At 65.9% G+C, this 26,939-nt stretch carries 25 protein-coding genes; 23 read left to right on the top strand and 2 right to left on the bottom strand.

Going from position 1 to position 26,939, the window contains the following annotated elements; genetic code table 11:
* The 10 genes from HV766_RS28215 to HV766_RS28170 all read left to right on the top strand — a co-directional run.
* Window positions 1-339 (top strand): toxin co-regulated pilus biosynthesis Q family protein (locus HV766_RS28215; RefSeq protein ID WP_175182242.1); only part of this gene is annotated, 339 nt, incomplete at its 5' end.
* Window positions 336-1,922 (top strand): type II secretion system protein GspD, encoded by a 1,587-nt coding sequence (locus tag HV766_RS28210; protein ID WP_119450754.1) that lies wholly within the window; start codon window positions 336-338, stop codon window positions 1,920-1,922. The genes HV766_RS28215 and HV766_RS28210, both read left to right, overlap by 4 nt.
* 2 nt (window positions 1,923-1,924) lie before the next feature.
* Complete coding sequence (locus HV766_RS28205; RefSeq protein WP_254593374.1) at window positions 1,925-3,247, top strand: hypothetical protein; 1,323 nt, start codon at window positions 1,925-1,927, stop codon at window positions 3,245-3,247.
* Window positions 3,234-3,731, top strand: coding sequence for a hypothetical protein (locus HV766_RS28200; RefSeq protein ID WP_054458686.1), 498 nt, complete (start codon window positions 3,234-3,236; stop codon window positions 3,729-3,731). Before HV766_RS28205 ends, HV766_RS28200 begins: the two co-directional genes overlap by 14 nt.
* The gene (locus HV766_RS28195) at window positions 3,728-5,479 is read left to right on the top strand and encodes an ATPase, T2SS/T4P/T4SS family (protein WP_054458684.1); all 1,752 of its coding nucleotides are present in this window, start codon (window positions 3,728-3,730) and stop codon (window positions 5,477-5,479) included. Before HV766_RS28200 ends, HV766_RS28195 begins: the two co-directional genes overlap by 4 nt.
* Window positions 5,472-6,608, top strand: coding sequence for a hypothetical protein (locus tag HV766_RS28190; RefSeq protein WP_054458682.1), 1,137 nt, complete (start codon window positions 5,472-5,474; stop codon window positions 6,606-6,608). The genes HV766_RS28195 and HV766_RS28190 overlap by 8 nt, the downstream gene beginning before the upstream one ends.
* A 61-nt stretch (window positions 6,609-6,669) precedes the next feature.
* Window positions 6,670-7,290 carry a type 4 pilus major pilin gene (locus HV766_RS28185; RefSeq protein ID WP_054458681.1) on the top strand — a complete coding sequence of 207 codons (621 nt, stop codon included), beginning with the start codon at window positions 6,670-6,672 and terminating at the stop codon, window positions 7,288-7,290.
* Between the two features lie 44 nt (window positions 7,291-7,334).
* Window positions 7,335-8,345 carry a type II secretion system protein gene (locus tag HV766_RS28180; RefSeq protein ID WP_233564563.1) on the top strand — a complete coding sequence of 337 codons (1,011 nt, stop codon included), beginning with the start codon at window positions 7,335-7,337 and terminating at the stop codon, window positions 8,343-8,345.
* An 81-nt stretch (window positions 8,346-8,426) separates the two neighbouring features.
* Complete coding sequence (alaS, locus tag HV766_RS28175; protein ID WP_054458677.1) at window positions 8,427-11,051, top strand: alanine--tRNA ligase; 2,625 nt, start codon at window positions 8,427-8,429, stop codon at window positions 11,049-11,051.
* Complete coding sequence (locus HV766_RS28170; protein ID WP_119450750.1) at window positions 11,051-11,320, top strand: sulfurtransferase TusA family protein; 270 nt, start codon at window positions 11,051-11,053, stop codon at window positions 11,318-11,320. The genes alaS and HV766_RS28170 overlap by 1 nt, the downstream gene beginning before the upstream one ends.
* 72 nt (window positions 11,321-11,392) lie before the next feature.
* On the opposite strand, the gene HV766_RS28165 is transcribed toward HV766_RS28170, so the two are convergent.
* Complete coding sequence (locus HV766_RS28165) at window positions 11,393-11,974, bottom strand: hypothetical protein (protein ID WP_054458674.1); 582 nt, start codon at window positions 11,972-11,974, stop codon at window positions 11,393-11,395.
* 423 nt (window positions 11,975-12,397) lie between these two features.
* Between HV766_RS28165 and rpsP the strand changes: the two genes are divergently transcribed.
* The 3 genes from rpsP to trmD all read left to right on the top strand — a co-directional run bounded on the left by rpsP (window position 12,398) and on the right by trmD (window position 14,189).
* A complete protein-coding gene (rpsP, locus tag HV766_RS28160; RefSeq protein ID WP_054458672.1) occupies window positions 12,398-12,658 on the top strand; it encodes a 30S ribosomal protein S16 in 261 nt (86 codons plus the stop codon).
* 89 nt (window positions 12,659-12,747) lie between these two features.
* Window positions 12,748-13,365, top strand: a complete 618-nt coding sequence (gene rimM / locus HV766_RS28155) for a ribosome maturation factor RimM (protein WP_054458671.1) — start codon at window positions 12,748-12,750, stop codon at window positions 13,363-13,365.
* Complete coding sequence (trmD, locus tag HV766_RS28150) at window positions 13,365-14,189, top strand: tRNA (guanosine(37)-N1)-methyltransferase TrmD (protein ID WP_054458669.1); 825 nt, start codon at window positions 13,365-13,367, stop codon at window positions 14,187-14,189. Before rimM ends, trmD begins: the two co-directional genes overlap by 1 nt.
* A 76-nt stretch (window positions 14,190-14,265) precedes the next feature.
* On the opposite strand, the gene HV766_RS28145 is transcribed toward trmD, so the two are convergent.
* Complete coding sequence (locus HV766_RS28145) at window positions 14,266-17,160, bottom strand: valine--tRNA ligase (RefSeq protein WP_175182241.1); 2,895 nt, start codon at window positions 17,158-17,160, stop codon at window positions 14,266-14,268.
* A gap of 341 nt (window positions 17,161-17,501) precedes the next feature.
* Here HV766_RS28145 and ndk point away from each other — a divergent pair, with 341 nt between their 5' ends.
* The 10 genes from ndk (at window position 17,502) to hfq (ending at window position 26,914) form a co-directional block, all read left to right on the top strand.
* Complete coding sequence (gene ndk / locus HV766_RS28140; protein ID WP_006393972.1) at window positions 17,502-17,927, top strand: nucleoside-diphosphate kinase; 426 nt, start codon at window positions 17,502-17,504, stop codon at window positions 17,925-17,927.
* Window positions 17,928-17,971: 44 nt separating this feature from the next.
* A complete protein-coding gene (gene rlmN, locus HV766_RS28135; RefSeq protein ID WP_054458665.1) occupies window positions 17,972-19,126 on the top strand; it encodes a dual-specificity RNA methyltransferase RlmN in 1,155 nt (384 codons plus the stop codon).
* Window positions 19,123-19,617 (top strand): helix-turn-helix domain-containing protein, encoded by a 495-nt coding sequence (locus HV766_RS28130; RefSeq protein WP_054458663.1) that lies wholly within the window; start codon window positions 19,123-19,125, stop codon window positions 19,615-19,617. The genes rlmN and HV766_RS28130 overlap by 4 nt, the downstream gene beginning before the upstream one ends.
* Before the next feature lie 16 nt (window positions 19,618-19,633).
* Complete coding sequence (ispG, locus tag HV766_RS28125; protein ID WP_054458661.1) at window positions 19,634-20,920, top strand: flavodoxin-dependent (E)-4-hydroxy-3-methylbut-2-enyl-diphosphate synthase; 1,287 nt, start codon at window positions 19,634-19,636, stop codon at window positions 20,918-20,920.
* A 54-nt stretch (window positions 20,921-20,974) separates the two neighbouring features.
* Window positions 20,975-22,261, top strand: a complete 1,287-nt coding sequence (gene hisS, locus HV766_RS28120; RefSeq protein WP_119450758.1) for a histidine--tRNA ligase — start codon at window positions 20,975-20,977, stop codon at window positions 22,259-22,261.
* Window positions 22,262-22,264: 3 nt separating this feature from the next.
* Window positions 22,265-22,903 (top strand): YfgM family protein, encoded by a 639-nt coding sequence (locus HV766_RS28115; protein ID WP_054458657.1) that lies wholly within the window; start codon window positions 22,265-22,267, stop codon window positions 22,901-22,903.
* 5 nt (window positions 22,904-22,908) lie between these two features.
* On the top strand, window positions 22,909-24,066 hold the full coding sequence (gene bamB, locus HV766_RS28110) for an outer membrane protein assembly factor BamB (RefSeq protein WP_054458655.1): 1,158 nt from the start codon (window positions 22,909-22,911) through the stop codon (window positions 24,064-24,066).
* A gap of 25 nt (window positions 24,067-24,091) precedes the next feature.
* Entirely contained in the window at window positions 24,092-25,444 is a 1,353-nt protein-coding gene (der, locus tag HV766_RS28105; RefSeq protein ID WP_054458654.1) for a ribosome biogenesis GTPase Der, read from the top strand.
* 3 nt (window positions 25,445-25,447) lie between these two features.
* The gene (gene hisC / locus HV766_RS28100; RefSeq protein WP_175182240.1) at window positions 25,448-26,521 is read left to right on the top strand and encodes a histidinol-phosphate transaminase; all 1,074 of its coding nucleotides are present in this window, start codon (window positions 25,448-25,450) and stop codon (window positions 26,519-26,521) included.
* Between the two features lie 156 nt (window positions 26,522-26,677).
* Entirely contained in the window at window positions 26,678-26,914 is a 237-nt protein-coding gene (gene hfq, locus HV766_RS28095) for an RNA chaperone Hfq (protein ID WP_006218585.1), read from the top strand.
* Window positions 26,915-26,939 lie beyond the last annotated feature (25 nt).

The raw sequence follows: 26,939 nt of genomic DNA, 5'->3' as shown, positions 1-26,939 counted from the left end.
CCGGCCGCCGGCGTCGCATCGGCGCCGGTCTCAGCGCCGCAGCCCGTCTACCGCGCGGCGCCGCCGGACGCCACGCTGCGTGCCGTGCTGGCGCGCTGGTCGGATCTGGCGGGCTGGACCTTCCAGCCGCAGCACTGGGCCGTGGACGTGGACATTCCCTTGTCGGCAACGGCCGAATTCTCCGGCGACTTCAAGTCGGCCGTGCGCGAACTGCTGGGCGCCACGGAACTCGCCGAAAGGCCCCTGCAGCCATGCTTCTACGGCAACCGGGTCCTGCGCGTGGTGCCATTGGCACAGTCCTGCACGCGCATGGCTGCGCCAGGAGGGGCCGCGACATGATGCGCAAACTGTTCTTGAGTGCGGCTGCCTGCGGAGTATTGGGCGGCTGCGCGGTGTCGCAGCAGGTTGCGGACCAGCGCCGCGCGGCGAACGCGCGTCAAGCCCAGGTGGCCGCCAGCCATCAGGCCTTCACCGAAGGATTGTCGGATCGCGCCAAGCGCGTCGCGGCCCAGGATGTCGCCATGCCTTGGCTTGCCGGCAAACCGCAGCCGCTGGCGCGAGAAGTGGCGCTGCCGCCCGCATTGCGCGAGAACCTGCGGACAACCTTGATACTGGCCGACGACGCCGATCTGCCGATGCTCGCCCAGCGCCTGAGCGCCGCCACCGGCATTGCAGTGCGAGTGCGCCCCGACGCCTTGCTGCCGCTGGAGTTGTTCCTGCCCCGGCTGGCCGTCAATGGCGCATTGTCCGTGCCGGCCCCCGCCAGCCTGGAGATCCGCGCGGGCGCGCAGCCGCTGGCCGACTTGCTCGACACGCTGGCCGCGCGCTTCTCGGTGCATTGGCGCTACGAGCACAACGCGCTCGAGTTCTACCGCACCGAGACTCGCGTGTTTGATTTGCGCGCGCTGTCGCTGAGCAGCAAAGTGGACGTGCGCCTGGGCCGCGAAGGCAGCCCCGAGGGCGAAGGCTTCGAGAGCACGTCCAATACCTCCCTATCGGCGGGACAGCATGACGCGATGGCCGTCCTGCGCGCCAACATCGTGCCGTTCCTCACACGTTCCGGCGTGGTCGCCGAAGCGGTCGAGGGCTCCACTTCGATTGTCGTCACGGATACGCCCGAAGCGCTCGAGCGCGTCGCCCGCTACCTCGAGCGCGAGAACAAGGCGCTGACCCGTCGGGTGCGGCTGGTGTTCGAGGAAATCACGGTCGTTGCCAACGACGCCGTTTCGGGCGGCATCGACTGGAACATCGTCTACGCCGCGGCGGGAGCGGCGGCGCGGTTGGCGGTGCCTGGAGCCGGATCGGGCGGGGGCAGCCTGGAGGCTTCCGCGGCCAGGGGGCCATACCAAGGCTCTCAGGCCATCATCTCCGCGCTCAGCACCATGGGCGCGGTCGTGCGGCACAACAAGGTGCCCATCCTGACCCTGAACCGTCGTCCGGTTACGCATGCGGTAAGAACGACATTCAGCTACATCGACCGGGTGCAGAGCACTGCGGTCCCAGGCACCACGGCGGGGGGCGCCAACGGTACGCTGCCCGCGGTATCCATCAGCCAAAAGGAAGAAACAGTAGGTTCGTTCCTGACGCTGTTGCCGGACATCCAGGAGGACGGCCAGATCCTGTTGTCGCTGGCCTACGACAACGCGGTTGCCCAGCCCTTGAAGACCATCACGTTCGGCGAGCGCGGCAACCAGGTGCAGGTCCAGCAGGTCACGATCGACGGCAACGGCACGGTGCAGCAGGTCGAGCTGCGCCCCGGCCAGCCCATCATCGTTTCCGGTTTCGACCGCGGCCAGGAACAGCATGACCGCCAACGGCTTGCGCCGAGTCTGCCGCTCATTACTGGCGGCCTGGACAGCGCCGCCTCGGAACGCACGACGACCCTGGTACTGGTAACCGCCCAGGTCGAGGAAGGGTACTAGGCATGGAACGCGTCCCTCCCACCTTGTTGCTTGAGGTTCCAGATACTGGCCGCAGCCTGGCATTCGGCCTGCGCTGGTTCGCCCTGATCGGCTCCAACATTCCCGCGCTGGCCCGTTCGCGCGGGCGCCGCCTGCGGGCCAGCCACTATGTCGTGGGCGGGGCGCCGGCCATGGTGGCCGGCTATGGCCGCGTGCGCTCATCGTGGCGCAGCGGTCCGCGGGCGGGGCGGCGCAGGCAGGGGCACATCCAGGCTGCCGCGCAGTTGTACGCCTTGTTGTATCCGGACGGAGGCCATAGCCTGATCAGCCTGCCGGGCGGCGGGCATTGGCTGGTGGCGGCGCAGCGCGGCACCGTGCTGTCGCAGGCGGACAGGGTATACGCCACGCTCGACGAAGCCTTGCGTGAACAGGCGTTGTTGTGCGCCCGGCGCCCCGCGTTGCAGGCGCGGGACGCCGAGGAGGCCTGGGCCTTGCTGATGCAGGCGGCGGACCCGGCCGCGCAGTTGGTCATCTTGTCCTCGCGCTGGGCTGAACTGCCGCTCGCGTTCCGCTTGTTCCTGGCCTGCGTCGCGCTTGCCGCTGTCGCTCCGCCCATATGGGACGCTCTGCCCGCGCTGAGACCGGACCGCGCATCGCCCGATTCGGCCGCTGCGCAGGACCTCCCGTCGCCGCGGGATCCGCATCTGACCCTGCTGCAAAACACTGTGGCCCACGCGCCCGCCGAAGTTGCACGCTTGCTGGACGGCGTCGGCAAGCTGCCCATACAGGTGCGCGGTTGGGCGCTGAGCCGCGCGCGCTGCCTTGCCGGGGAGCAGGCGTGGAACTGCTCCGCGGTCTATATCAGGGCGCACCCGCAGGCGGCCAACGATGTGCTGCACGCGCTGCGGCCCGCAGGCTGGCAGGTGACATTCCAGCCGCTGGAAGAAGCCACGCTGTCATGGCGCATGGCGTCCTCGCCGGTGATGCTGGCGGACCTGGCGCTGCCCTCATCGCTGCAGGTCGATACCGGGCTGATCGCTGCGCTGCAACGCATGCGGGCGGCGTTTACGTCGGTGATCCTCGCGGCCGCGTTGCCGCTGCCGTTGCCCGTGCAGTCTCAACCCGTCGCGGGTCAAATCGACGCCCCGATGCCGTTGCAACCTGCCATTCGCAGCCGCGCCATCACCTTGCGGGGGCCGCTGCGTTCCTTCGCGCTTCTGGACGGTGCCGTCGCGGCGGCCAGATGGTCCCGCCTGTCGCTGGACATCCAGGCGCAACCCCGGCCCACATTGGTTTCCAGCACGCTGGTAGCCGAACTACAGGGAGAACTTTATGAACAGGAATAGGGGCGCCGCCACGCGCCCGAATCCCGCGGCAGGATTCATCGGGCGTCTGCTCTTGTCGGCCGCCTTGGTTCCGGCCGCTCATGGCCAACCGTCACCGCAAAGCGCCGACGAACCGCGGCCCTGGCCAGAGACGGAAACCGTGCGCGCCTTGCTGCGCGCGGATGCTGCGGCCGCCCTGGCGGACTGCCGCGTCCCCGGCCTGTGCCGTCCCGGACCCGAGTCCGTGGCGCTGGCGACGCCGCCCGCCAGGGCATCGGACGATATCCGGGTGATGGCGATCTTCGGCCTCGCGCGCCGCTTGAGCGCCGATATCGCCGTCAATGGCGCCGTGCTCCGCTACCAGGCGGGCAGGGGCGAACCCGTCGCGGGAGCTGTCGATGGCCGCGCCTATCAGCTGCTGGCCATCGACGACAGTTGCGTAAGGCTGCGCCGCGGCGATACCGAACGCACCGCCTGCGTCGATGCGGGCAGGGGACGGCCATGACTGTGCATGCCTTGCCGTCCGTCGCGGCGCATCGCGCGGTGGCGCTTTCCACGGCGGCGGCTTGGGAGCCGCCTCAGCTTCAAACAGCCGACGACATCGCCCGTCTGCAGCCCGCGTTCGCGCGTGCGCTGGGGCGCGATTTCGATCTTGCGGCGCTCGCGGGCAGGCTGTGCCCCGTGTTGCTCGAAAGCGGCGAGGTCGCCGTGTTCGCGGTCAAGGACTACACGGAGGGCGACCAGATCGAAGAGGTCGAGCGCATGGTGCGGGCGCGCGGCTACCGGCTGGCGCAAGTGCCGCGCTATCAGTTGCCCGCGCCGCTGCTGCTGATGATCGCGCGCGGCCAGCTGGCGGAGCCAGCGTGCGCCGGGCGCGGCAAGGAGCGGCAGGAAGAGCGCGCCTCGGCCCTCGCCGCAATGTTCCTGGATATCGTGCGCTGGGGCGTTGCGCAAGGAGCGAGCGACGTGCACATCAACGTCAACCGTCGGCGCGCTGCCTGCGAGATCCGCTACACCATCGGTGGGGAATACGTCAGTACGGAACGCTTTGCGGGCCTGTCCAATGCGACGCTGCTGGAGGTCCTGGCGGTGGCCTGGATGGATGTCAGGGGAGGCAACGGCGCGGTGTTCGACCCGGCGCTGGAGCAGCAAGGGCGCATCGGGCTGGACATCGATGGCGTGCCTATCGTGCTGCGCTGGGCCTCGTTGGCCGCCGATGCCGGCCCCTCGGTCTGCTTGCGCATCTTGCGGCTGGACGCGACCGCCAACGCCGATCTCCTCGCGTTGGGCTATCTGCCCACGCAGGTCGAAACGCTGGCGCGGGCGCGCGAACGCGAGGGCGGGGCCATCGTGCTGGCGGGCGTGGTTGGCTCCGGCAAGTCAACCACCATCGCGACGCTGATGCGGGGCATCGCGCCCACGCGCAAGGCCATCACGCTGGAAGATCCGGTCGAATACGTCATCGACAACGCCTTGCAGAATACCCTGGGAGGCGCTTTGGCCGAATCCGCCTGGCCCGCGTTCGACGCCAAGCTCAAGACCATCAAGCGCTCGGCGATGAACGATCTGCTGATCGGCGAGATCCGGGACGCCGATACCGGCCGTGCGTTCATGGATCTGGCCGGCTCGGGCGTCAGCCTGTACACCACCACCCACGCCGCGGGCGCCGTGCTGATACCCGAACGCCTGGCGTCGGATTCGATCGGCGTGTCGCGCGATTTTCTGGCTACGCCAGGCATCCTCAAGTTGCTGGTCTACCAGACCTTGCTGCCGCGCTTGTGCAGCCATTGCTCGCTGCCCGTGGACAGTCTGTGGTCCAGATCCGCCGGGAGCGGTAAACGTCCCGAATGGCAGGCATGGTTGAAACGGCTGCAGCATGAGTTCCTGCTGGATCCTGACGCGCTCCGGGTCAGGAATGCCGCAGGTTGCAGCGCTTGCAGGCGCCCGCAATTGCCTGAGTTGAACGGCATCGCAGGCCGTAGCGTGGCGGCGGAAATGCTCGAGCCCGAGCGCGTCGACGGCTTTCTTGAGCGGGTGCGTACGCGCGATAACGTGGGGCTCAAGCGTCAGGCCGAGGCCGCCGGGCCCACCGCCTGGCGCAGCGAGGCCGCGCGCGGCGCGCTAGCGCGGGACTGCGCCCTGTACAAGGTCAGCCGTGGCGAGGTCGATCCCCGCGTGCTGCTGCGCCGCTTCGACTTTCCAGCAGTCTTGCCTGCGCAGAGCGCTGGACCCGGCGGGGGCGGCCATGGCTGAGCCGCTGTTGGCGCGACCCTTCCTCGGCCTGCCTTCGGGTCGCACGCTGTCGCTGCGCCTGGACGCGCTGCGCTTTCGTGCGGGGCGAGCGGACTACTACGAGTATCTGGCCGACCTGGTCGAAGGAACGCAGGGCCGTAAGAATTTGCGCGACGTCTTCGAGGACGATGCGCGCCGTCATGGCGAGGATACCGTGCGCGGCCGGCTGTCGAGGCATTGGGCGGGCATGTATCTGGAGGCCGGCGGCGATCTGGGCGTGGCCTGGACGGACACGCTGCCGTCCAGTGAATGCGTGCTGCTCAGCTGCGTGCAGGAAGAAGGCGGCGATCTGTCCGCCGCGTTGCGGGACGTGGCAAGGGCTGTACGGCTGGCGTCGGATGCGTGGCTGGCGCTGGTCTCGGCCGCGGCGGCGGGCCTTGCGGCGGCAGCCGTCGCATTCGCCTTGCTGTGCGCCATTCCTTTTTTCAGCGTGCCGCGCTTGCAGCAGGTGTTCCAGGCCGTGCCGGCGGAGGAGTACGGCCGCATGACCCGCGCGCTGTTCGCGCTGTCCCAAGGCCTGAGGCAATGGCTGGCCCTGTGGCTGGTGCTGTTGTTGGGCCTGGCCTTGCTGTGCCTGTGGTCGCTGCCGCGCTACACGGGCGCTGCGCGGTCGCGGCTGGACCGCTGGCTGCTCTGGAGGCTCTACCGCGATTTCCACGCCATCCGCTTTCTTGCGTTGCTGGCCGTGCTGGTCAGGCAGCACGGCGCGGCCGACACCCGCCTCAGGCGAGCCCTGGCCGTGCAGGCCCGGGATACGGTTCCCTGGATGCATGCGCATCTGCTGGACATGCTGGGACGGATAGACGGCGGCCAGACGGGGCCGGAGATTTTCGGCACAGGGCTGCTGGACGCGGATACCTGGTGGTACATGGCCGACATGATGGACGCCCTGGGCATGGAGGCCGGGCTTGCGCAGGTGCGGCTGCGCGTCGAGTCGCGCCTGCTGGCGCGGGTGCGTCGTCAAGCGTCGGTGTTGCGCTGGGCATTGCTGCTCACGTCCGTGGCCGGCGTGCTGGGCATCACGCTCTGGCATTACGCCGTGATCGACGAACTGCGCCAGGCGTTGACCAATTTCTATGCAAGCCAATAGGGGCTGCATCAGGCATGCGGCGCTTATTCGCCTGCGTGCTTTTTTCACGAGGAGAGCAAGCATGCACCAAGTCCACGCAATCCCATTACGCGCCAAGCGGCAGCGGGGCTTTTCATTGATGGAGGTGTCCATCGTCACCGCCATCGTCCTGTTGATCGCGATCGTTGGCATTCCGGCCATTGGCGCCTATGTCGTGGAGAACAAGGTTCCCAAAGTGGGCGAGGAACTGCAGCGTTTCATCGCCAGCATGAAGACCAATGCGCAAGGCGGCGGGGTCACGCCCTATGCCGGTCTGGACACGGGCGCCATGGCCAATGCGCTGCGGGAATCCAGCGTCCTGGCCGTCGACGGGACAGGGGGCGCGGCGCGCATTGCCCATGGCTTGGGCGGCAGCGGCGTCGGAGGCAATGGGGTGGTCGAGGTCGCCGCCGCCTCGTTCGGCAGCGCGGGGCAGGGTTCCGCATTCTCCATCAAGCTGACCAACGTCAGCCAGGCAGCATGCCCGTCGCTCGCCTCGGTGCTGCAACGGATGTCCGAGACCATCTCGATAGGCGGCGGGGGAGGCGGCCTCCGGGTCGTGAAGGATGCGTTCGCGACGCCCAGCGTGCCCTACCGCGCGGCCTTGGCTCAGGCCCAATGCAGCCCGGGCGACGTCAACACCTTTGTGTTCCTCGCAAAATGAGCCGGCTCGCGCGTATCCCGGCTGCTCGATCGCAGCGTGTTGCCGTGCGGCTGCGACAACGCGGCTTTTCGTTGCCGGGCTTGGTGGTGGCGCTGGCCTTGAGCGCCATGGCGGCCATCTGGGCCTCAGGCCAGGTGGTGCAGCGGATCGAAGATGCCGCTGCCCGTGCCGCCGGCGTATGGCTGACGCAGATCCGCCTGGCGGTAACGGCGGTGCTGGCGCGGCACTCCACCATCCTCGCCCAAGGAGACGTGCCCCGCAGCGAACAGGGGAGTCCGCTGTTCGCGGATCCACTGGCGCCCACCGTGGGTGAATTGCGCGGACTGGGGCTGTTGCCCGCCGATTTTCCCGACCGTTCCGCCCTGGGCTTCTCGGCTCAGATCCGGATCGCGCGCTCGCAGGCGTGCCCTGGCGAACGTTGCCGGATGGACGGACTGGTCTACAGCGCCACGCCTCTGATCAAAACGGGGACGCAAACGCCGGATCTGACCGCCATCGCCGCCGTGATCGATGCCGCTGGCGGCTACGCCGGGGCGGTGTGGCCGGCGACGCCGGGTCTGGTGCGCGGCGCGGCATTCAGTTTCGCCAATCCCCTGGCGTCCGGCGGGCCGGCCTATGCGCCGGGCACGCTCGCCCTGTGGGCGGGAGCCGGGACCGGCGGGCCGGATCTGGAGCGCTATGTCCGGATACGGGATACGCGCGATCCGCAGCTGCAGGGTGAACTGAGCGTTGCATCCTCGGCGCAGGTCGGCTCCTATCTGACGGTCGGCGCGCGCGCCAGCGTGGGGCAGTCATGTGGCGTCTCGTCCGGCACCATAGCCACCTCGGCACAGGGGGAACTGCTGACCTGCCAGTCCCAGGTCTGGGCACCGGCAAGCGGCGGCTTCGGCGGGGCGTTCAGCCTCAATTTCCCGTTTGGTTGCAACCGTTCCACAGTGAATCCCCGCACCGGCGCTTGCTCCTGCCCTGGCGGCTATACGCCCGTGGCAGTTTCCGGGCGGGACGATTGGAACGAGGCGATGGGCCGGACCACAGGTTACGTCTGCGTGCGCTGAGGCTGCCGTGCGGCCTCTTTTCCTGGGATGCCCGCCAACCCTCTATAATCAAAAATTCGCCTAAATTCTGCTTCGCCCACGATGAAATCCTCCGAGATTCGCCAGCAGTTTCTGCAATTCTTCAAGTCCAAGGGACACACCATTGTTCCCTCGTCGTCGCTCGTCCCCGGCAACGACCCGACCTTGCTCTTCACCAATTCGGGCATGGTCCAGTTCAAGGACGTCTTCACGGGCAAGGAATCGCGGTCCTATACGCGCGCCACGTCGTCGCAGCGCAGCGTGCGCGCCGGCGGCAAGCACAATGACCTGGAGAACGTGGGCTACACCGCCCGCCACCATACGTTCTTCGAAATGCTGGGCAATTTCAGCTTCGGCGACTACTTCAAGCGCGACGCCATCCAGTACGCCTGGGAGCTGTTGACCCAGGTCTACAAGCTGCCCGCCGAGAAGCTCTGGGTCACCGTCTACCAGGAAGACGACGAAGCCTACGACATCTGGGCCAAGGAAGTCGGCGTGCCGACCGAGCGCATCATCCGCATCGGCGACAACAAGGGCGCGCGCTACGCCTCGGACAACTTCTGGCAGATGGCGGACACCGGTCCTTGCGGCCCGTGCTCGGAAATCTTCTATGACCACGGTCCTGAAATCTGGGGCGGCCCCCCGGGATCGCCCGAGGAAGACGGCGACCGCTACATCGAGATCTGGAACCTGGTTTTCATGCAGTTCGAACGCGATGCCGCCGGCAATATGCCGCGCCTGCCGCGTCCCTGTGTCGATACCGGCATGGGCCTGGAACGCATCGCCGCCGTGCTGCAAGGCGTGCATTCCAACTACGAAATCGATCTGTTCCAGCACTTGATCGCCGCCGCTGCGCGCGAAACCGGCATCAAGAACCTGGAAGACAATTCGCTCAAGGTCATCGCCGACCACATCCGCGCCTGCTCGTTCCTGATCGTCGACGGCGTGATTCCCAGCAACGAAGGCCGCGGCTATGTGCTGCGCCGCATCGTCCGCCGCGCGCTGCGCCACGGCTACAAGCTGGGCCAGACCAAGCCGTTCTTCCATCGCCTGGTGCCGGACCTGGTCGCCGAAATGGGCGAGGCCTATCCGGAACTGGCGGCCACGGCCGACCGCGTCGCCCAGGTGCTCAAGCAGGAAGAAGAGCGCTTCGGCGAAACGCTGGAACACGGCATGCGCATCCTCGACTCGGCCCTGGCCAACGTGCCCAAGGGCGGTCAGCTGGACGGCACGACCCTGTTCACGCTGTATGACACCTACGGGTTCCCGGTGGACCTGACGGCCGACATCTGCCGTGAACGCGAAGTGGATGTGGACATGGCCGGCTTCGAGGTCGCCATGGAGCGCCAGCGCGACCAGGCGCGCGCCGCCGGCAAGTTCAAGATGGCCGAAGGACTGAGCTACGAAGGCGCGGACACGCGCTTCGAAGGCTACGAAAAGCTCGAGCTGGATGGCGTCAAAGTCACGGCCCTGTACGTCGACGGCACGCAGGTGCAGCAGGTCAAGGCGGGCCAGAGCGCGGTCGTCGTGCTGGACGCCACGCCGTTCTACGCGGAGTCGGGTGGCCAGGTTGGGGACACCGGCCTGCTGGAAGCCGACGGCGTGCGTTTCGCCGTGGCCGACACCCTGAAGATCCAGGCCGGCGTTTTCGGCCATCACGGCGAACTGGAGTCCGGCACGCTGTCCGTGGGCGATACGCTGCTTGCCCGCGTGGACGCCGTCCGCCGCGCCCGCACCGTGCGCAACCACTCGGCCACCCATCTGATGCACAAGGCGCTGCGCCAGGTACTGGGCGCGCACGTGCAGCAGCGCGGTTCGCTGGTGGATCCGGACAAGACCCGCTTCGACTTCGCCCAAGACGCCCCGCTGACGGCCGAGCAGATCGCGCGCGTCGAAGCCATCGTCAACGCCGAGATTCTGGCCAACCAGCCTACCGTGGCGCAGGTCATGGGCTATGACGACGCGGTCAAGGGTGGCGCCATGGCGCTGTTCGGCGAAAAATACGGCGACACCGTCCGCGTGCTCGATATCGGCTTCTCGCGCGAACTCTGCGGCGGCACGCACGTCAGCCGCACGGGCGACATCGGCCTGTTCAAGATCGTGTCCGAAGGCGGCGTGGCCGCGGGCGTGCGCCGCGTCGAAGCCATCACCGGCGACAACGCGCTGGCCTGGGTGCAGAACCAGAATGCCTTGCTGACCCAGGTTGCCGGCATGCTGCGTAGCACGCCGGCGGATCTGCCGGCGCGCATCGCGCAGGTGCAGGAACAGGTCAAGAGCCTTGAAAAGGATCTGGAACAGTCGCGCAACAAGCTTGCCGCCAGCGCCGGCAACGACCTGGCGACCAGCGCCGCGGTTGAGGTCAAGGGCATCAAGGTCCTGGCTGCCAGCATCGGCGATGTGGACCCCAAGGCCTTGCGCGGCATGGTCGACAACCTCAAGGACCGCCTGAAGCCCGCGGTCGTGCTGCTGGCCACGGGTTCGGCCGACGGCAAGATCAGCGTGGTGGGCGGCGTCACCGCCGACCTGACCGGCCGTGTCAAGGCGGGCGACCTGGTTGGTTTCGTGGCGGCCCAGGTGGGCGGCAAGGGTGGCGGCCGTCCGGACATGGCCATGGGCGGCGGCACCGACCTGGCGGCCCTGCCCGCGGCGATCGCCAGCGTGCAGAAATGGGTGGACGAGCGTCTGTGATGAGCGGCGCGGATACCAGTCTTGATGGCGGCGCGCAGGCGCCGTCCTTCGAGCAGGAAGTCGATGCCAGCGGCTTGACCTGCCCGCTGCCCATCCTGCGCGCCAAGAAGGCCTTGGCGCAGATGGCCAGCGGCGAAGTGCTGCGCGTCATCACCACGGATCGCAACGCAATCCGCGACTTCCAGGCCTTTGCTCGCCAGACGGGCAATGCGCTGGTCGCACAACAGGAGGTCGACGGCCGCGGAGTGCATTTCCTGCGGCGGCGCTGACCGTAGCCAGCAGTACTCCCCATGCGAAAGGCCCGCCGCAAGGCGGGCCTTTTCTCATGGGGAGAGTGCCGATTACTTGCGGATGGCGGCGGCGACAGCCCGGGTGATCGTGAAGTCCACCAGATCGCCTTCCTTCAATTGCTGCAGGCGCGCCTGCAAGGCGGGATCCTGGACCTGGATGGTGCGCATGCCCCCTTGCGGTCCCTTCAATGTCACCAGGTTGGCGCTCTTGTTGATGTGCCAGATTTCGGCGGTGATGGTGGTCTGGCGCCCGGCTGCGCCGCCGGGCATGGCTCCCTTGGCGTTGCGGGTTGCCGCGGTTTCGGTCTTCACTTCCGGAATGCCGGACCCGGCCGGGCGGACGTCCACAGCCACCGACTCGTAGTAGTCGAGGGTCAGCGTGTCGCCAGGCTTGATCTGCTGGAAGTTGCGGACATTGGGGCCAGCCTGGATGTCCACGCTATTGCCGTTTTCGCCTTGCAGCGTGATGGTCCGGGTGGCTGGATCCACTGCGGTGACCTTGCCGGAGGCGGTCGTCAGGGCGGCGCCCACGACTCGGGCCGAGGCGGCAAGCGGCATGGCCAACGTACCCGCCAGCAAGCCCGCCAGGGCCAGGCGCGCAACAGGGGTGAAGACTGATTTCTGGTTCTTCATGGTGGTGCACCCTCCGGTTAGAGGAAGTTGGGGAAAAAACGCCGAAAAAATGGGGGAGCAGGTGGCCGAAAGGCCGCCCTCAGGGGGATGGCTTGAAGCCGGTGCGGTGGCGGCGCCGTGGACAGGCGGCAGGGAAGATCAAAGCGCGGGGTCTTGCGTAGGTCGACATAAAACCGATCTCCTCAATCGGGTTATTTCTTCACACGCACTGAGTTCTGACGCACTAAGACAAGCAAGAGAGGGGCAGGGCGGCTACACTTCGAACTGCGGCGCGGGCCCCGGCCCGTGTTTGTAGAATACCCGGATGTGGTGTTTTAGGATACAAATCGCGCCGCTACGCACAATTCAGCACTGCCATTTGCCAGCCGGCCTGTTTAAGTGCTAGAATTTCCCGTTTTTCACAACTAATTCAAGGGATTACCTATGGTGGTGATTCGCCTGGCCCGCGGTGGGTCCAAGAAGCGTCCGTTTTACAACCTGGTGGCCACCGATTCGCGTAACCGTCGCGACGGCCGTTTCATCGAGCGCGTGGGTTTCTACAACCCCGTAGCCAGCGAAGGCACGGAAGCCCTGCGCATTGCGCTGGATCGCGTGCAGCACTGGACCAGCAACGGCGCCCAACTGTCGCCCGCTGTCGAGCGTCTGGTCAAAGAATACTCGGCCAAGGTTTCCGCCGCGGCTTAATTGCCCGCGTCGCAGACCAAGCCCTGAGCTTTACCGCGCTTTAAAAGCTGCCATTCATAGCTGCTTCATAGTTACCAAGAGCACGATACATGCCTGATGCCGCAACCTCCAACGCGGCGCCGACGGATTTGATCGAGCTGGGCCGCATCAGTGCAGCCTACGGTGTGAAAGGCTGGGTCAAAGTGCAGCCGCATTCGGCCAATGCCGAAGTGCTGCTCTCAGCATCTCAATGGTGGTTGACTCGCCCTGTGCCTGAATTGGCGCGGGGCGTTGTCGCGTCTGCGCCTGTCGCATACAAGGTCGTGCAAGTCCGTTCGCAAGGGGCCACCGTGGTGGCCCAGTTGGCGGGCATTGCGGATCGCGATCAGGCCGAAGCCCTGCGCGGTTGTTCCGTGCAGGCGCCGCGGGGATCCTTCCCTGCGCCAGAGGAAGACGAATACTACTGGGTCGATCTCATCGGTTGCGCGCTGTACACCAGCGCCGACGGTGAGCCTGCGCTCTTGGGCGTGGTCGACGAGGTTCTCGATAACGGCGCTCATGCCGTGCTGAGGGTCTTGCGCCAGAAGGCTGGGGCTGAAGGCCCCGAGCCCGTCCTGAACGCCAAGGGCCGGCCCGCCGAAATGCTTGTTCCGTTCGTGCGCGCGCACATACACGCCGTCGATCTGTCAGCTCGCCGCATAGACAGCGACTGGCCGGCGGATATTTGATGCGTATAGACGTCGTTACGCTCTTTCCCGAAATGTTCGGGGTAGTGCGGGACCTGGGTGTCACCGGCCGGGCGCATGCCCAGGGCCGGTGGTCCCTGCATGCCTGGAATCCCCGTGATTTCACGCACGACGTGCACCGTACCGTGGACGATCGCCCCTACGGCGGCGGCCCCGGCATGGTGATGATGGCGGGGCCTCTGGAAGCCGCCGTCAATGCCGCCCAGGACGCGCGCGCCGCGCTAGGCCTGGGTCGCGCCCCTGTCGCGCTGCTGGCTCCGGTCGGCCGGCGCTACGATCAGGCGGGCGCCGAATCCCTGGCGGCAAGCGAGGGGCTCATCCTCATTTGCGGCCGCTACGAAGGCGTGGACCAGCGTTTCATTGCGCGCTGCGTCACGCAGGAAATCTCGCTGGGCGATTTCGTGCTGTCTGGCGGAGAGATCGCCGCGCTCGCCGTGATCGACGCCGCCGTGCGGCTGTTGCCCGGCGTGCTCAACGATGGCGAGTCCGCGCTGCAGGACTCGTTCAACGACGCCTTGTCCGGCCTGCTGGACAGTCCGCACTACACGCGCCCCGAAGTTTACGAAGGCGAGCCCGTGCCCGGACCCTTGCTTAGCGGGCATCACGCGAACATCGCCCGCTGGCGGCGTGAGCGTTCGCTGGAGTTGACCGCGGCGCGGCGTCCTGAATTGATCGAGGCTGCTCGCGAAAAAGGGGCGCTCACCCTGGCCGACGAGCGTTATCTGGCCGAGCTGGCGGGCAAGCCGCTGCCGGAACCAGCCAAGCGGCGCCGGCCATCCCGGCCCAAGCCGCCCGCGACTTCCTGACGCTTCCTTTTCGGATGAAATAAAAAACCCCGGAACAACGTTCCGGGGTTTTTTGTTTCCAGTGCTGGGATGGGGCTTAGTTGCCCAGCTTGGTGCGCTGTTCACGCACCTTGTCCAGGGTTTCGCCGAACTGCGCCATGCGCGCCTTTTCCTGTTCGACCACGGCGGCCGGCGCACGTTCGACGAAGCTGGCGTTCGACAGCTTGCCGTTGGCCTTGGCGATTTCGCCTTCCAGGCGCGCGATTTCCTTGTCCAGGCGCACGCGTTCCGCTGCTACGTCGATTTCGACGTGCAACATCAGGCGGCTGCCGCCCACGACCTGGACCGGCGCGCCGGCGTCGGGCAGGGCGTCGAGCACCTCGACCTGGCTCAGCTTGGCCAGCGCAGCCAGGTATGGCGCGTTGCGGGTGAGGGTGGGGGCATCGCCCTGCGCGCACAGCGGCACCTTCTGGGCGGGCGACAGGTTCATTTCGCCGCGCAGCGCACGCACGGCTTCGACCTGCGCCTTCAGTTCGGCCACGTCGGCTTCGGCGGCGGTGTCGATCGCGGCGGGGTTGGCCTGCGGGTAGGGCTGGACGCTGACGCTGTCGGCGACGCCTTCCTTGCGCTTGCCGGCCACCAGCGACACCTTTTGCCAGAGCTCTTCCGTGATGAACGGAATGATCGGGTGCGCCAGGCGCAGCACGCCTTCCAGGACGCGGATCAGCGTGCGGCGCGTGCCCAGTTGCTGGGCCGGCGTGCCGGTCTGGATCTGGACCTTGGCCAGTTCCAGATACCAGTCGCAGTACTCGTCCCACACGTAGCGGTAAAGCGAATTGGCGATGTTGTCGAAGCGGTAGTCGGCAAAGCCGCGCGCCACGTCGGCTTCCAGCGCTTGCAGCTGGCTGACGATCCAGCGGTCCACAAAGGATGTTTCGCCGGTTTCCGGGCCAGTCAGATCGTGGCCTTCGGTGTTCATCAGCACGAAGCGCGTGGCGTTCCACAGCTTATTGCAGAAGTTGCGGTAGCCCTCGCAGCGCTTCAGGTCGAAGTTGATGTTGCGACCCAGCGTGGCGTAAGCCGCCATGGTGAAGCGCAGCGCGTCGGTGCCGAAGGCCGGGATGCCGTCCGGATATTGGCGGCGGGTGGCCTTTTCGATGGCGCCGGCCTGCTTCGGATTCATCAGGCCGTAGGTGCGCTTGACCACCAGGCCGTCCAGGTCGATGCCGTCGATCAGGTCGACCGGATCCAGCGTGTTGCCCTTGGATTTGCTCATCTTCTGGCCGTCCGCGTCGCGGATCAGGCCGTGCACGTAGACGTGTTTGAACGGGATGTGGCCGGTCAGGTGGGTGGTCAGCATCACCATGCGTGCCACCCAGAAGAAGATGATGTCAAAGCCCGTGACCAGCACGCTGGACGGCAGGTAACGCTGCAGGTCCGGCGTGTTTTCCGGCCAGCCCAGCGTGGTGAAGGGAACCAGGCCCGACGAGAACCAGGTGTCCAGCACGTCCGGGTCGCGCTTGAGTTCGCCAGTCACGCCGGCCGCGCGGGCCTGCGCCGTGGCTTCGGCTTCGTCGTGCGCGACGAAGACCTGGCCGTCTTCCGAGTACCAGGCCGGAATCTGGTGGCCCCACCAGAGCTGGCGCGAAATGCACCAGTCCTGGATGTTGTTGAGCCACTGGTTGTAGATGGTGGTCCAGTTGTCCGGATAGAACTGGATGCGGCCGTCGGCCACGACTTCCAGTGCAACCTCGGTAATGCTCTTGCCCGGATTCAGCGTGCCTTCGGGGGCGGGCTTGCTCATCGCCACGAACCACTGGTCCGTCAGCATCGGCTCCAGCACGACGCCGGTGCGGTCGCCCTTGGGCTGCATCATCTTATGCGCCTCGACCTTGACCAGATAGCCTTCGGCTTCCAGTTGCGCGACCACGGCCTTGCGGGCCACGTAGCGCTCCATGCCCTGGAACTGCGCGGGGCCGTTCTCGTTGATGTGGGCATCCAGCGTGAAGATCACGATCATGGGCAGATCGTGGCGCAGCGCGCAGGCGTAGTCGTTGAAGTCGTGGGCGCCAGTGATCTTCACGCAGCCCGTGCCGAACTCGGGGTCGACGAAATCATCGGCGATGATGGGAATGTTGCGGTCGCACAGCGGCAGTTCGACAAGCTTGCCGACCAGGTGCTTGTAGCGCGGGTCTTCGGGGTGCACGCACAGCGCGCCGTCGGCCAGCATGGTCTCCGGGCGGGTGGTCGCGATGGTCAGGCCGCGCAGCGTGACGGTCTGGCCGTCCTTGTCGACGATGGTTTGCGGACCATCGACGAAGGGGTAAAGGATGTGCCACATGTGGCCGTCGGTTTCCTCGGAAACCACTTCCAGGTCGGATACGGCCGTCAGCAGCTTCGGATCCCAGTTGACCAGGCGCTTGCCGCGGTAGATCAGTCCCTGTTTATGCAGGCGCACGAAGGTTTCCACCACGCCACGCGACATGCGGTCGTCCATGGTGAAGTACTCGCGCGGCCAGTCGGCCGAAGCGCCCAGGCGGCGGACCTGGCTGGTGATCGCGTTGCCGGATTTTTCCTTCCATTCCCACACTTTTTCCACGAATTTCTCGCGGCCGAGGTCGTGGCGGGAAACCTTCTCGGCGTCCAGCTGTCTTTCAACCACGATCTGCGTGGCGATGCCGGCGTGGTCGGTGCCGGGGATGAATACGGTGTCGTCGCCCAGCATGCGGTGGTAGCGCACCAGGCCGTCCATGATGGTCTGGTTGAAGGCGTGGCCCATGTGCAGGGTGCCCGTCACGTTGGGCGGCGGGAACTGGATGACGTAGGGCTGGCTTTCGGTCCCCGTTTTTACATGCTGGCCCGCCTGGAAGTACCCACGCTTGTCCCACTCGGCGTACCAGCGGGATTCCAGCGCGGAGGGTTCGAAGCTCTTGGAGAGTTCCTGGGTATCGCTCGCGGCGTTCGCGGCGTTCGGGGGAGCAGCTTGAGTCATTGCAGGGTTCCGGCAAACAGGGGCGCCCGGGCTAGGGACGCGGGCGGCAAACCGCACATTTTAAGATGTAATGCGGTCTTCTCAGCGTGTTAGAATACCGGGTTACTGTAAACCTTTTAGAAGTCCCTGAATTCATTGAGGATTCCGGGTGAGTCCGACAGGTAGGCAGTGTCGAATCCCTGCCTTGGACCAGTGGTTCGGGACGGCCCGAAACATGCATTCGTTTCGGACCGCCCCGTGCGCCAACAGCGCGATGACGCTTCAAGGGTGACACCGACAAGCGCAGATCCACGCCAGGCAATTCACAGAAACCAAGTCAGAAATCAGTTTTTGGAGTTCTTATGTCCATTCAACGCACCCTCTCGATCATCAAGCCCGACGCCGTCGCCAAGAACGTCATCGGCCAGATCGTCGGCCGTTTCGAACAAGCCGGCCTGAAGGTCATCGCCGCCCGCCTGGCCCAGCTGTCGCGCGCCGACGCCGAGCGTTTCTACGCCGTGCACAAGGAACGCCCCTTCTTCAAGGACCTGGTCGACTTCATGATCTCCGGCCCGGTGTTCGTGCAAGTGCTGGAAGGTGAAGACGCCATCCTGAAGAACCGCGACCTGATGGGCGCCACCGACCCCAAGAAGGCGGCTCCTGGCACCATCCGCGCCGACTTCGCCGACAGCATCGACGCCAACGCCGTGCACGGCTCGGACGCTCCGGAAACGGCCGCTGTCGAAGTCGCTTTCTTCTTCCCCGAAATCAACATCCACAGCCGTTGATTCTCGCGGAACATCTGTTCTAGCTTTTGAGTTTTACCCAGGTCATGGAATCCGTCGAACGAATCAATCTGCTGGGGCTTGACGGCTCCGCCCTGTCCGAACTGGTCGGAAAGTGGGGCGGCAAGCCGTTTCGGGCCCGCCAGTTGCAGCGCTGGATGCACCAGCGCGGCGCCGATTCGTTCGACGCCATGACCGACCTGGCCCGCGAATTCCGCGGCCAGCTTGCGCAGCATTGCCGCATCGAGGCTTTGCCCGTCAACATCGAGCAGCGCTCGACCGACGGCACCCGCAAGTGGCTGTTCGACGTGGGACAGGGCAATGCCATCGAGACCGTCTTCATTCCCGAGGACGACCGCGGCACGCTATGCATTTCCAGCCAGGCCGGATGCGTGGTGAACTGCCGCTTCTGCTCGACCGGGCACCAAGGCTTCAACCGCAACCTGAAGACCAGCGAGATCATCGGCCAGCTGTGGTGGGCCAAGCGCGTGCTGGAGGCCGACATCGGCACCGCCCGCCTGGAAAGCGCCCGCGCCACCGAAGACACCCGCGTCATCAGCAACGTGGTCATGATGGGCATGGGCGAACCCCTGCTCAACTACGACCAGGTCCTGCCCGCCTTGCGCCTGATGCTGGACGACAACGCCTATGGCCTGTCGCGCCGCCGCGTCACTGTATCCACCTCCGGCGTGGTCCCCATGATGGACCGCCTGTCGCAGGACTGTCCCGTGGCCCTGGCCGTGTCCCTGCATGCGCCGAACGATGCGCTGCGCGACGAGCTGGTGCCGCTGAACAAGAAATATCCGCTGAAGGAGTTGCTGGCGGCCTGCGAACGTTATCTGGCGTTCGCCCCGCGCGACTTCATCACTTTTGAATACTGCATGCTGGACGGCATCAACGATACCGACCAGCACGCCAAGGAACTGATCCAAATTGCACGCCAGCTGCGCTGCAAGCTCAATCTGATCCCGTTCAATCCCTTTCCCGAGTCCGGCCTGAAGCGCTCGAACTCGGCGCGGGTGAAGGTGTTTGCGCAGCGTCTGATGGACGCCGGCATCATCACCACCGTCCGCAAGACCCGGGGTGACGATATCGATGCGGCCTGTGGCCAACTGGCCGGAGAAGTGCGCGACCGTACCCGGATCACCGAACGGAACGCCGCACAGCGCCAGACCATACCAATTAAACAGGTGCACGCATGACGCAGGATTTCGCTTCGGCAGTTTCAGAAACGCCCGCAGGCGCTGCGGGAGGCATCGGCTCGGCATTGCGCGCGCTGCGCCAGTCCAAGGGCTGGTCGCTCGACGAAGTGTCCAGTCGCATCAAGTTTTCCACGAAGCAGATCGAAGCCCTGGAAAACGAGCAGTGGGCCAACCTGCCCACCGGCGTTTCGCTGCGCGGCCTGGTACGCAACTATGCGCGTCTGCTGGGCGCGGACTCGCAAACCATCGTCGATTCGCTCGACCCCAAGGCGCGCGTCACCGGCCCGGTGAAGCTCAGCCCGGGCGCGCTGCATTCGGCGCATTCCATTCCCCAGTCAGGCGCCGACGACGATCGTTCGTCCTCGACCTCCTGGGGCTGGCTCATTGCCATCGTGCTGGTGCTGGCCGCCGGCGTGGCGTATGCCTTCTGGCAAGGCTGGCTGCCGCAGCACTGGCTGCCGTCGGACTGGCTGCCGAAGTCGACCAAGTAACAACCCGGTTCCACCGATGCAAGAATCCTCTCTGCCTTGCCAGGATGCCCCGCCTCCCTCCGTGGGGGCGGCTGAGCGCCGCGCCACGCGTTCGGTGGCGGTGAAGTGGGGCGACCGTGTCGTGAAGATCGGCGGCGACGCCCCGGTCGTGGTCCAGTCCATGACCAACACCGACACGGCGGACGCCATTGCCACCGCCATCCAGGTCAAGGAGCTGGCCCAGGCCGGCTCCGAGCTGGTGCGGATCACGGTGAACACCCCTGAAGCCGCGCGCGAAGTCATCGCCATCCGCGAACAGCTCGACCGCATGGGCGTGAACGTGCCGCTGGTGGGCGATTTCCACTACAACGGCCACAAGCTGCTGACCCAGTTCCCGGAATGCGCGCAAGCGCTGTCCAAGTACCGTATCAACCCCGGCAACATGGGCGGGGGCAAGCGCCGCGACGACAACTTCGCGCAGATGATCGAAGTGGCCTGCCGCTACGACAAGCCGGTGCGTATCGGCGTGAACTGGGGCAGCCTGGATCACGAACTGATGGCGCGCAAGATGGACGAGAACAACCTGCGCGCCCAACCGTGGGAAGCGCAGGCCGTGATGCGCGATGCCTTGGTGGTGTCCGCCATCAGCAACGCACAGCGCGCCGAAGAGCTTGGTCTGCGGCGCGACGCGATCATCCTGTCCTGCAAGGTCAGCCACGTGCAGGACCTGATCGCGGTCTATCGCGACCTGTCCGCGCGTTGCGACTACCCGCTGCATCTGGGCCTGACCGAAGCCGGCATGGGCAGCAAGGGCATCGTGGCCTCCACCGCCGCGCTGGCCGTGCTGCTGCAGCAGGGCATCGGCGACACCATCCGCATCTCGCTCACGCCCGAACCCGGCGGCGACCGCAGCCGCGAAGCGATCGTGGCGCAGGAAATCCTGCAGACCATGGGTCTGCGCGCGTTCACGCCCATGGTCGTCGCCTGCCCCGGCTGCGGCCGCACCAGCAGCACGTTCTTCCAGGAACTGGCCGACAGCATCCAGACCTACCTGCGTCGCCAGATGCCGCTCTGGCGCGCCCAGTATCCCGGCGTCGAAAGCATGAACGTCGCGGTCATGGGCTGTGTGGTCAACGGGCCGGGCGAAAGCCGCCATGCCGATATCGGCATCAGCCTGCCCGGCACTGGCGAAGTGCCGGCGGCGCCGGTGTTCGTCGACGGCGAACGCACGGTCACGCTCAAGGGCGACCATATTGCCGAAGAGTTCCAGGCCATTGTCGAAGACTACGTCGCGCGCCGCTATGGCGCGCCTGCCTCTCACTAAAGTAAGGGTGTGGCTGCTAGCGCGCTTGCCGGCGCGCGATGCGGCATGATCAAGATGACTCAAGCTTTCCAGAAAGTCGCCGCCATACGCGGCATGAATGATCTGTTGCCAGGGGCCAGCGCCCGCTGGGAGCAATTCGAGGAAATCGTGCGCGGCTGGCTGCGCGGCTACGGCTATCGCAATGTGCGTACGCCCGTGCTTGAGCATACGCGCCTGTTCGCGCGCGGCATCGGCGAAGTGACCGATATCGTCGAAAAAGAGATGTACACCTTCACCGATGCGCTCAACGGCGAATCGCTGACCATGCGTCCGGAAATGACCGCGGGCATCGTGCGCGCGTCCATCGAGCACAACCTGCTCTATGACCGCCCGCAGCGCGTCTATTCCATCGGCCCCGTGTTCCGCCACGAGCGCCCACAGCGCGGCCGCTACCGCCAGTTCCACCAGATCGACGTCGAGGCCCTGGGCTTTGCCGGTCCCGACGTGGACGCCGAACTCATCGTCATGCTGGCCCGCCTCTGGAAGCTGCTGGGCCTGACCGACGTGCGCCTGGAGCTGAATTCGCTGGGCCAGCCGGCCGAGCGTGCCGCTCACCGCGCCGCCCTGATCGAGCACCTGGAAAAGCACCGCGACATCCTGGACGAAGACGGCCAGCGCCGCATGTACAGCAACCCGCTGCGCGTCCTCGACACCAAGAACCCCGCCATGCAGGAAATGGCCGACAGCGCGCCGCGCCTGTTCGACTTCCTGGGCGAGGAGTCGCGCGCGCACTTCGACGGCGTGTGCCAGCGCCTGGCCGACGCCGGTATCGAATATCGCCTGAATCCGCGCCTGGTGCGCGGGCTGGACTACTACAACCTCACGGTGTTCGAGTGGGTCACCGACCGCCTCGGGTCCCAGGGCACCGTGTGCGGCGGCGGCCGCTACGACGGCCTGATCGAGCTGCTGGGCGGCAAGCCCGCGCCCGCGGTGGGCTTTGCGATCGGCATGGAGCGCCTGCTGGACCTTTGGGAGCAGAGCGTGCAGGTGGAACAGCCGGCCGAGTGCGACGTCTACGTCGTGCACCAAGGCGAAGAGGCGCAGCGCCTGGCCGCCCGGGTCGGTGAAGACCTGCGCGATGCCGGCCTGTCGGTCATCGTGCATGCGGGTCCCGCAAGCTTCAAGTCGCAATTCAAGCGCGCCGATGCCAGCGGCGCCCGTGTTGCGGTTATTCTTGGCGCCGACGAAGTGGCTGCGCAGACGGCCAGCGTCAAGTTCCTGCGCGCCGAGGCGCAGGGCGAATCGGCCCAACAGCAAGTCCCGTTGGCGGGATTGGCCGACGTATTGAATAACAAGGGTTAATGCATGGCATACGATCTCGAAGAACAGGAAAAACTCGACGCAATCAAGGCGTGGTGGGCGCGCTACGGCACCCTGGTGGTCACGCTGGTGGCGGCGGTGGCGCTGGCCTGGGGCGGCTGGTGGGGCTGGAAGGCCTACCAATCGCACCGCGCCAACCAGGCCATGGGCTACTTCGAAGCGCTGGAAGACGCGGCGCGCCTGGGTGGCGCCGATTCCTCGGTCCGCATCAAGACCGCCGCGGCCACGCTGCGCGAGCAGTATCCGTCCACCGGCTACGCCGCGCGCGGCGCGCTGGTGGCGGCCCAGGCGCTGCAGGCCCAAAAGGATGACGCCGGCGCCCGCGAGCAGCTGGAATGGCTGGCTGCCCAGGGCAAGAACCCGTCCATGCAGTCGGTGGCGCGCCTGCGCCTGGCCGGCATGCTGCTGGACCAGAAGCAATACGATGCCGCCCTGGCGCAGCTGAACAACCCGCCGGCAGCCTTCGCCGCCTTGTACGCGGATCGCCGCGGCGATATCCTCGCCGCGCAGGGCAAGCGCGAGGAAGCGCGCGCCGCCTGGCAAAGCGCCATCGATGGCCTGGGTACGGCAAATCCCTTGACCCAGGTTGTGCAACTGAAACTGGATGCCCTGAGCGGAGCGTGACTGTAATGCGTAAATTTGCACCTGGCCGTACGTGGCGTGGCGCCGTTTGCCTGGCGGGCTTGCTCGCCCTGGGCGGATGCGGCATGTTCTCCCATGATGACGGCCGCTACGATCCCGCGCCCCTGACCGAATACAAGGCCGGCATGTCCGTGCGCCAGGTCTGGAGCGTCTCGGTCGGCAGCGGTTCCGGACTGGGCTTTGCGCCCACGGTGTTGGGCGACGCCATCTACGCCGCCACGCCCGATGGTTCGGTCGGCAAATTCGACCTGCAAAGCGGCCGCGCCATCTGGAAGGCCAGTGTCGACGGCAAGTTGTCCGCCGGCGCCGGCAGCGATGGCACCACCACCGCTGTGGCCTCGCCGAACGGCGACGTCATTGCCTTTGATGACACCGGCAAGGTGAAGTGGAAGGTTCGTGCCACCAGCGACGTGACCATTCCGCCCGTCGTGGGCTATGGCATCGTCGTGGTCCGCAGCGGCGACTACCGCATCCAGGCCTTCGACGCCAACAGCGGCGAACGCGTCTGGAACGTGCAGCGTCCCGGCCCCTCGCTGGCTCTGCGCAGCGTGTCGCAGATGGTCCTGGCCGAAGGCCTGGTCATTACCGGCCTGCCGGGCGGCAAACTGATGGCCATTGCCTCCAATAGTGGTAACGTGCAATGGGAAGGCACCGTGGCGACGCCGCGCGGCGCCAGCGACCTGGAGCGCCTGACTGACGTGGTCGGTGCGCCCCGTATCGCGGGCAATCTGCTTTGCGGCGTGGCCTACCAGGGACGTATCGTCTGCTTCGACGTCACGGCCGGCGGCCGCCCGATGTGGGCCAAGGACTTCTCCAGCGTCAGCGGCTTGTCGCTGGACGAGCGTTTCGCCTATGCGGCGGACCAGAACAGCGTGATCAACGCTTTTGCGCTGGATAATGGCGGCAACGTCTGGAAGCAGGCGGCCTTGAAGAACCGCCAGGTCACCGCGCCCGCCATGCTCGGCGGTGCGTTGGCAGTGGGCGACCTGGACGGCTACGTGCATTTCCTGTCGCGCAGCGACGGCAGCCTGATGGCGCGCCTGTCGGTGGGCGGTGGTCCAGTGGTTTCGCCGCCGCAGACTACATCCCAAGGTGTGCTGGTCCAGACGGGTAATGGCAACCTCGTCCTGATCGGCGCCAACTAAAACCTATAGAACAAAGCCTTACACCGTGTCTTTCAAGCCTGTCGTCGCCCTGGTCGGCCGCCCCAATGTGGGGAAGTCGACCCTATTCAACCGCCTGACGCGATCGCGCGCCGCGCTGGTGGCCGATTACTCCGGCCTGACCCGCGATCGCCATTACGGCGAGGGCAGGGTAGGCGAGATTCCCTTCATCGTCATCGATACCGGTGGTTTCGAGCCCGTCGCCAAGGACGGCATCCTGCTGGAGATGGCCCGCCAGACCCGGCAGGCCATCGCCGAGGCCGATGTCGTGGTGTTCCTGGTTGATGCCCGTGCGGGCATCAATGCCCATGACCACGAAATCGCCCAGCTGCTGCGCAAGTCCGGGCAGCAGCGCGTGTTGCTGGCGGTGAACAAGGCGGAAGGCATGGGCGCCAGCGGCGCCATTTCCGAGTTCCATGAGCTCGGGCTGGGTCAGCCTTATCCGATTTCCGCGGCGCACGGCGATGGCATCGTCGACCTGATCGAGCTGGCGCTCCAGGACCTGGCCGAGCCGCCCGCCGAGGAAGACGCATTCGAAGAGGCTGAGCACGATCACCGCATCAAGCTGGCCATCGTCGGCCGTCCCAACGTGGGCAAGTCCACGCTCATCAATACCCTGATGGGCGAAGAGCGCGTGATCGCGTTCGACATGCCGGGCACGACCCGCGACGCCATCGAGATCGACTTCGAGCGCGACGGCCGCCGCTACACGCTGATCGATACCGCAGGCCTGCGCAAGCGCGGCAAGGTATTCGAGGCGGTCGAGAAGTTCTCCGTCATCAAGACGCTGCAGGCCATCGAGGCCAGCAACGTCGTGCTGCTGATGCTGGACGCGCAGACCGAGATCTCCGAGCAGGATGCGCACATTGCAGGCTTCGTGCTGGAAACGGGCCGCGCCGTGGTCGTGGCCATCAACAAATGGGATGGCCTGGACGGCGAAGCCAAGGAACGCATCGAACGCGAATTCCAGCGCAAGCTGCGCTTCCTGTCGTTCGCGCGCATGCACACCATTTCGGCGCTGCGCGGGCAGGGCGTGAAGCCCTTGCTCAAGTCGATCAACGCGGCGCACGCCGCGGCGTTCGCCAAGCTGTCCACGCCCAAGCTGACGCGCGAGCTGCAGATCGCTGTCGAACAGCAGCAGCCGCCCCGCAAGGGTATCTTCCGTCCCAAGATGCGCTATGCGCACCAGGGCGGTCAGAACCCGCCGCTGGTCGTCATCCACGGCAATGCGCTGGACGCCATTCCGGACTCCTATCGCCGCTACCTGGAAACGCGCTTCCGCAATGCGTTCGACCTGGCCGGTACGCCGCTGCGCATCGAATTCAAGTCTTCGCACAACCCCTACACGCAGGAAAGCTGATCCATGAGCCGCTTCTGGAGTCCCGTGGTCGGGACGCTCAGTCCGTATGTTCCGGGCGAGCAGCCCAAGCTTCAGAATCTGGTCAAGTTGAACACCAACGAGCATCCTTACGGCCCGTCGCCCAGGGTGCTCGACGCGATCCGCTCGGCCTGCGACGACACCCTTAAGCTCTATCCGGATCCTTCGTCCGACCGCCTGCGGCAGGCCATCGCCGGCACGGTCGGTGTGCAGCCGGGCCAGGTCTTCGTGGGCAACGGCTCCGACGAAGTGCTGGCGCATGTCTTCCTTGCGTTGCTCAAGCATGAACGCCCGCTGCGCTTTCCGGACATTACCTACAGCTTCTATCCGGTCTATTGCGGCCTGTACGGCATCCAGTACGAAACGGTGCCGCTGACGGCCGATTTCAGCATCGCAGTCGAAGACTATCTGCCCGGCGCCAAGGGGCAGGCGGGCGCCATCATCTTCCCGAATCCCAATGCGCCCACCGGCCGCGCCCTCAGCGCGGCGGAGGTCGAGCGCATCGTGGCCGGCAATCCCGACGCGGTCGTCGTGGTGGATGAGGCCTACGTGGATTTTGGCGGAGAGTCCGTCATTCCTTTGGTGGACCGCTACGACAATCTGCTGGTGGTGCAGACGCTGTCCAAGTCGCGTTCGCTGGCGGGCTTGCGCGTCGGTTTTGCCGTAGGCAGCGCCGAACTCATCGACGGGCTTGAGCGTGTAAAGAACAGTTTCAACTCCTACCCCATCGACCGTCTTGCCTCTGCGGGAGCGGTGGCGGCCCTGGAAGACGTGGAGTACTTTGAACGCACCCGCCAGGCCGTGATCGACACCCGTTCGCGGATGACGGAGGGGCTGCAGTCCCTGGGCTTCGAGGTGCTGCCCTCGGCCGCGAACTTCGTGTTCGCACGGCACCCCAACAAGGATGCCGCCGGTCTGGCTGCCGCCTTGCGCGAGCGCAGCATCATCGTGCGTCATTTCCGCCATGAACGCATCGATCAATTTTTGCGAATTACCGTGGGCACCGACGAGCAGTGCGAACTGCTGTTGAAGGCGCTTGCGGAGGTCCTGCAGGCTTGAGCGGCAGCAGCTTTCCAGTCGGAAAACTCTGGTGTCACTTTTGCTTCCTGCCCAAGTAGCACGGGCCGGGAAAACCCTGTAGAGTACAAGTTTCGGCGTACCCCACCAGTACAGAAGTACGCCACCACTCAATAACAAACAAATGGAGCCTGGCCAATGAGCAATAAAGGGCAAACTCTGCAAGATCCGTTCCTGAACACGCTGCGCAAGGACCATGTGCCCGTGTCGATTTACTTGGTGAACGGCATCAAGCTTCAAGGGCAAATCGAATCCTTCGACCAGTACGTGGTGCTGCTGCGCAATACGGTCACGCAAATGGTCTACAAGCACGCCATTTCGACCGTCGTCCCCGCGCGCGCCGTGAATTTCCAGGTGGAAGTCCCTGCTGAGTAATCTCGCTCCAGCTTTACCTTTTATT

Source organism: Achromobacter aegrifaciens (assembly GCF_902859735.1).
GTDB lineage: Bacteria > Pseudomonadota > Gammaproteobacteria > Burkholderiales > Burkholderiaceae_B > Achromobacter > Achromobacter aegrifaciens.
This window is presented reverse-complemented; position numbering and strand designations above follow the sequence as displayed.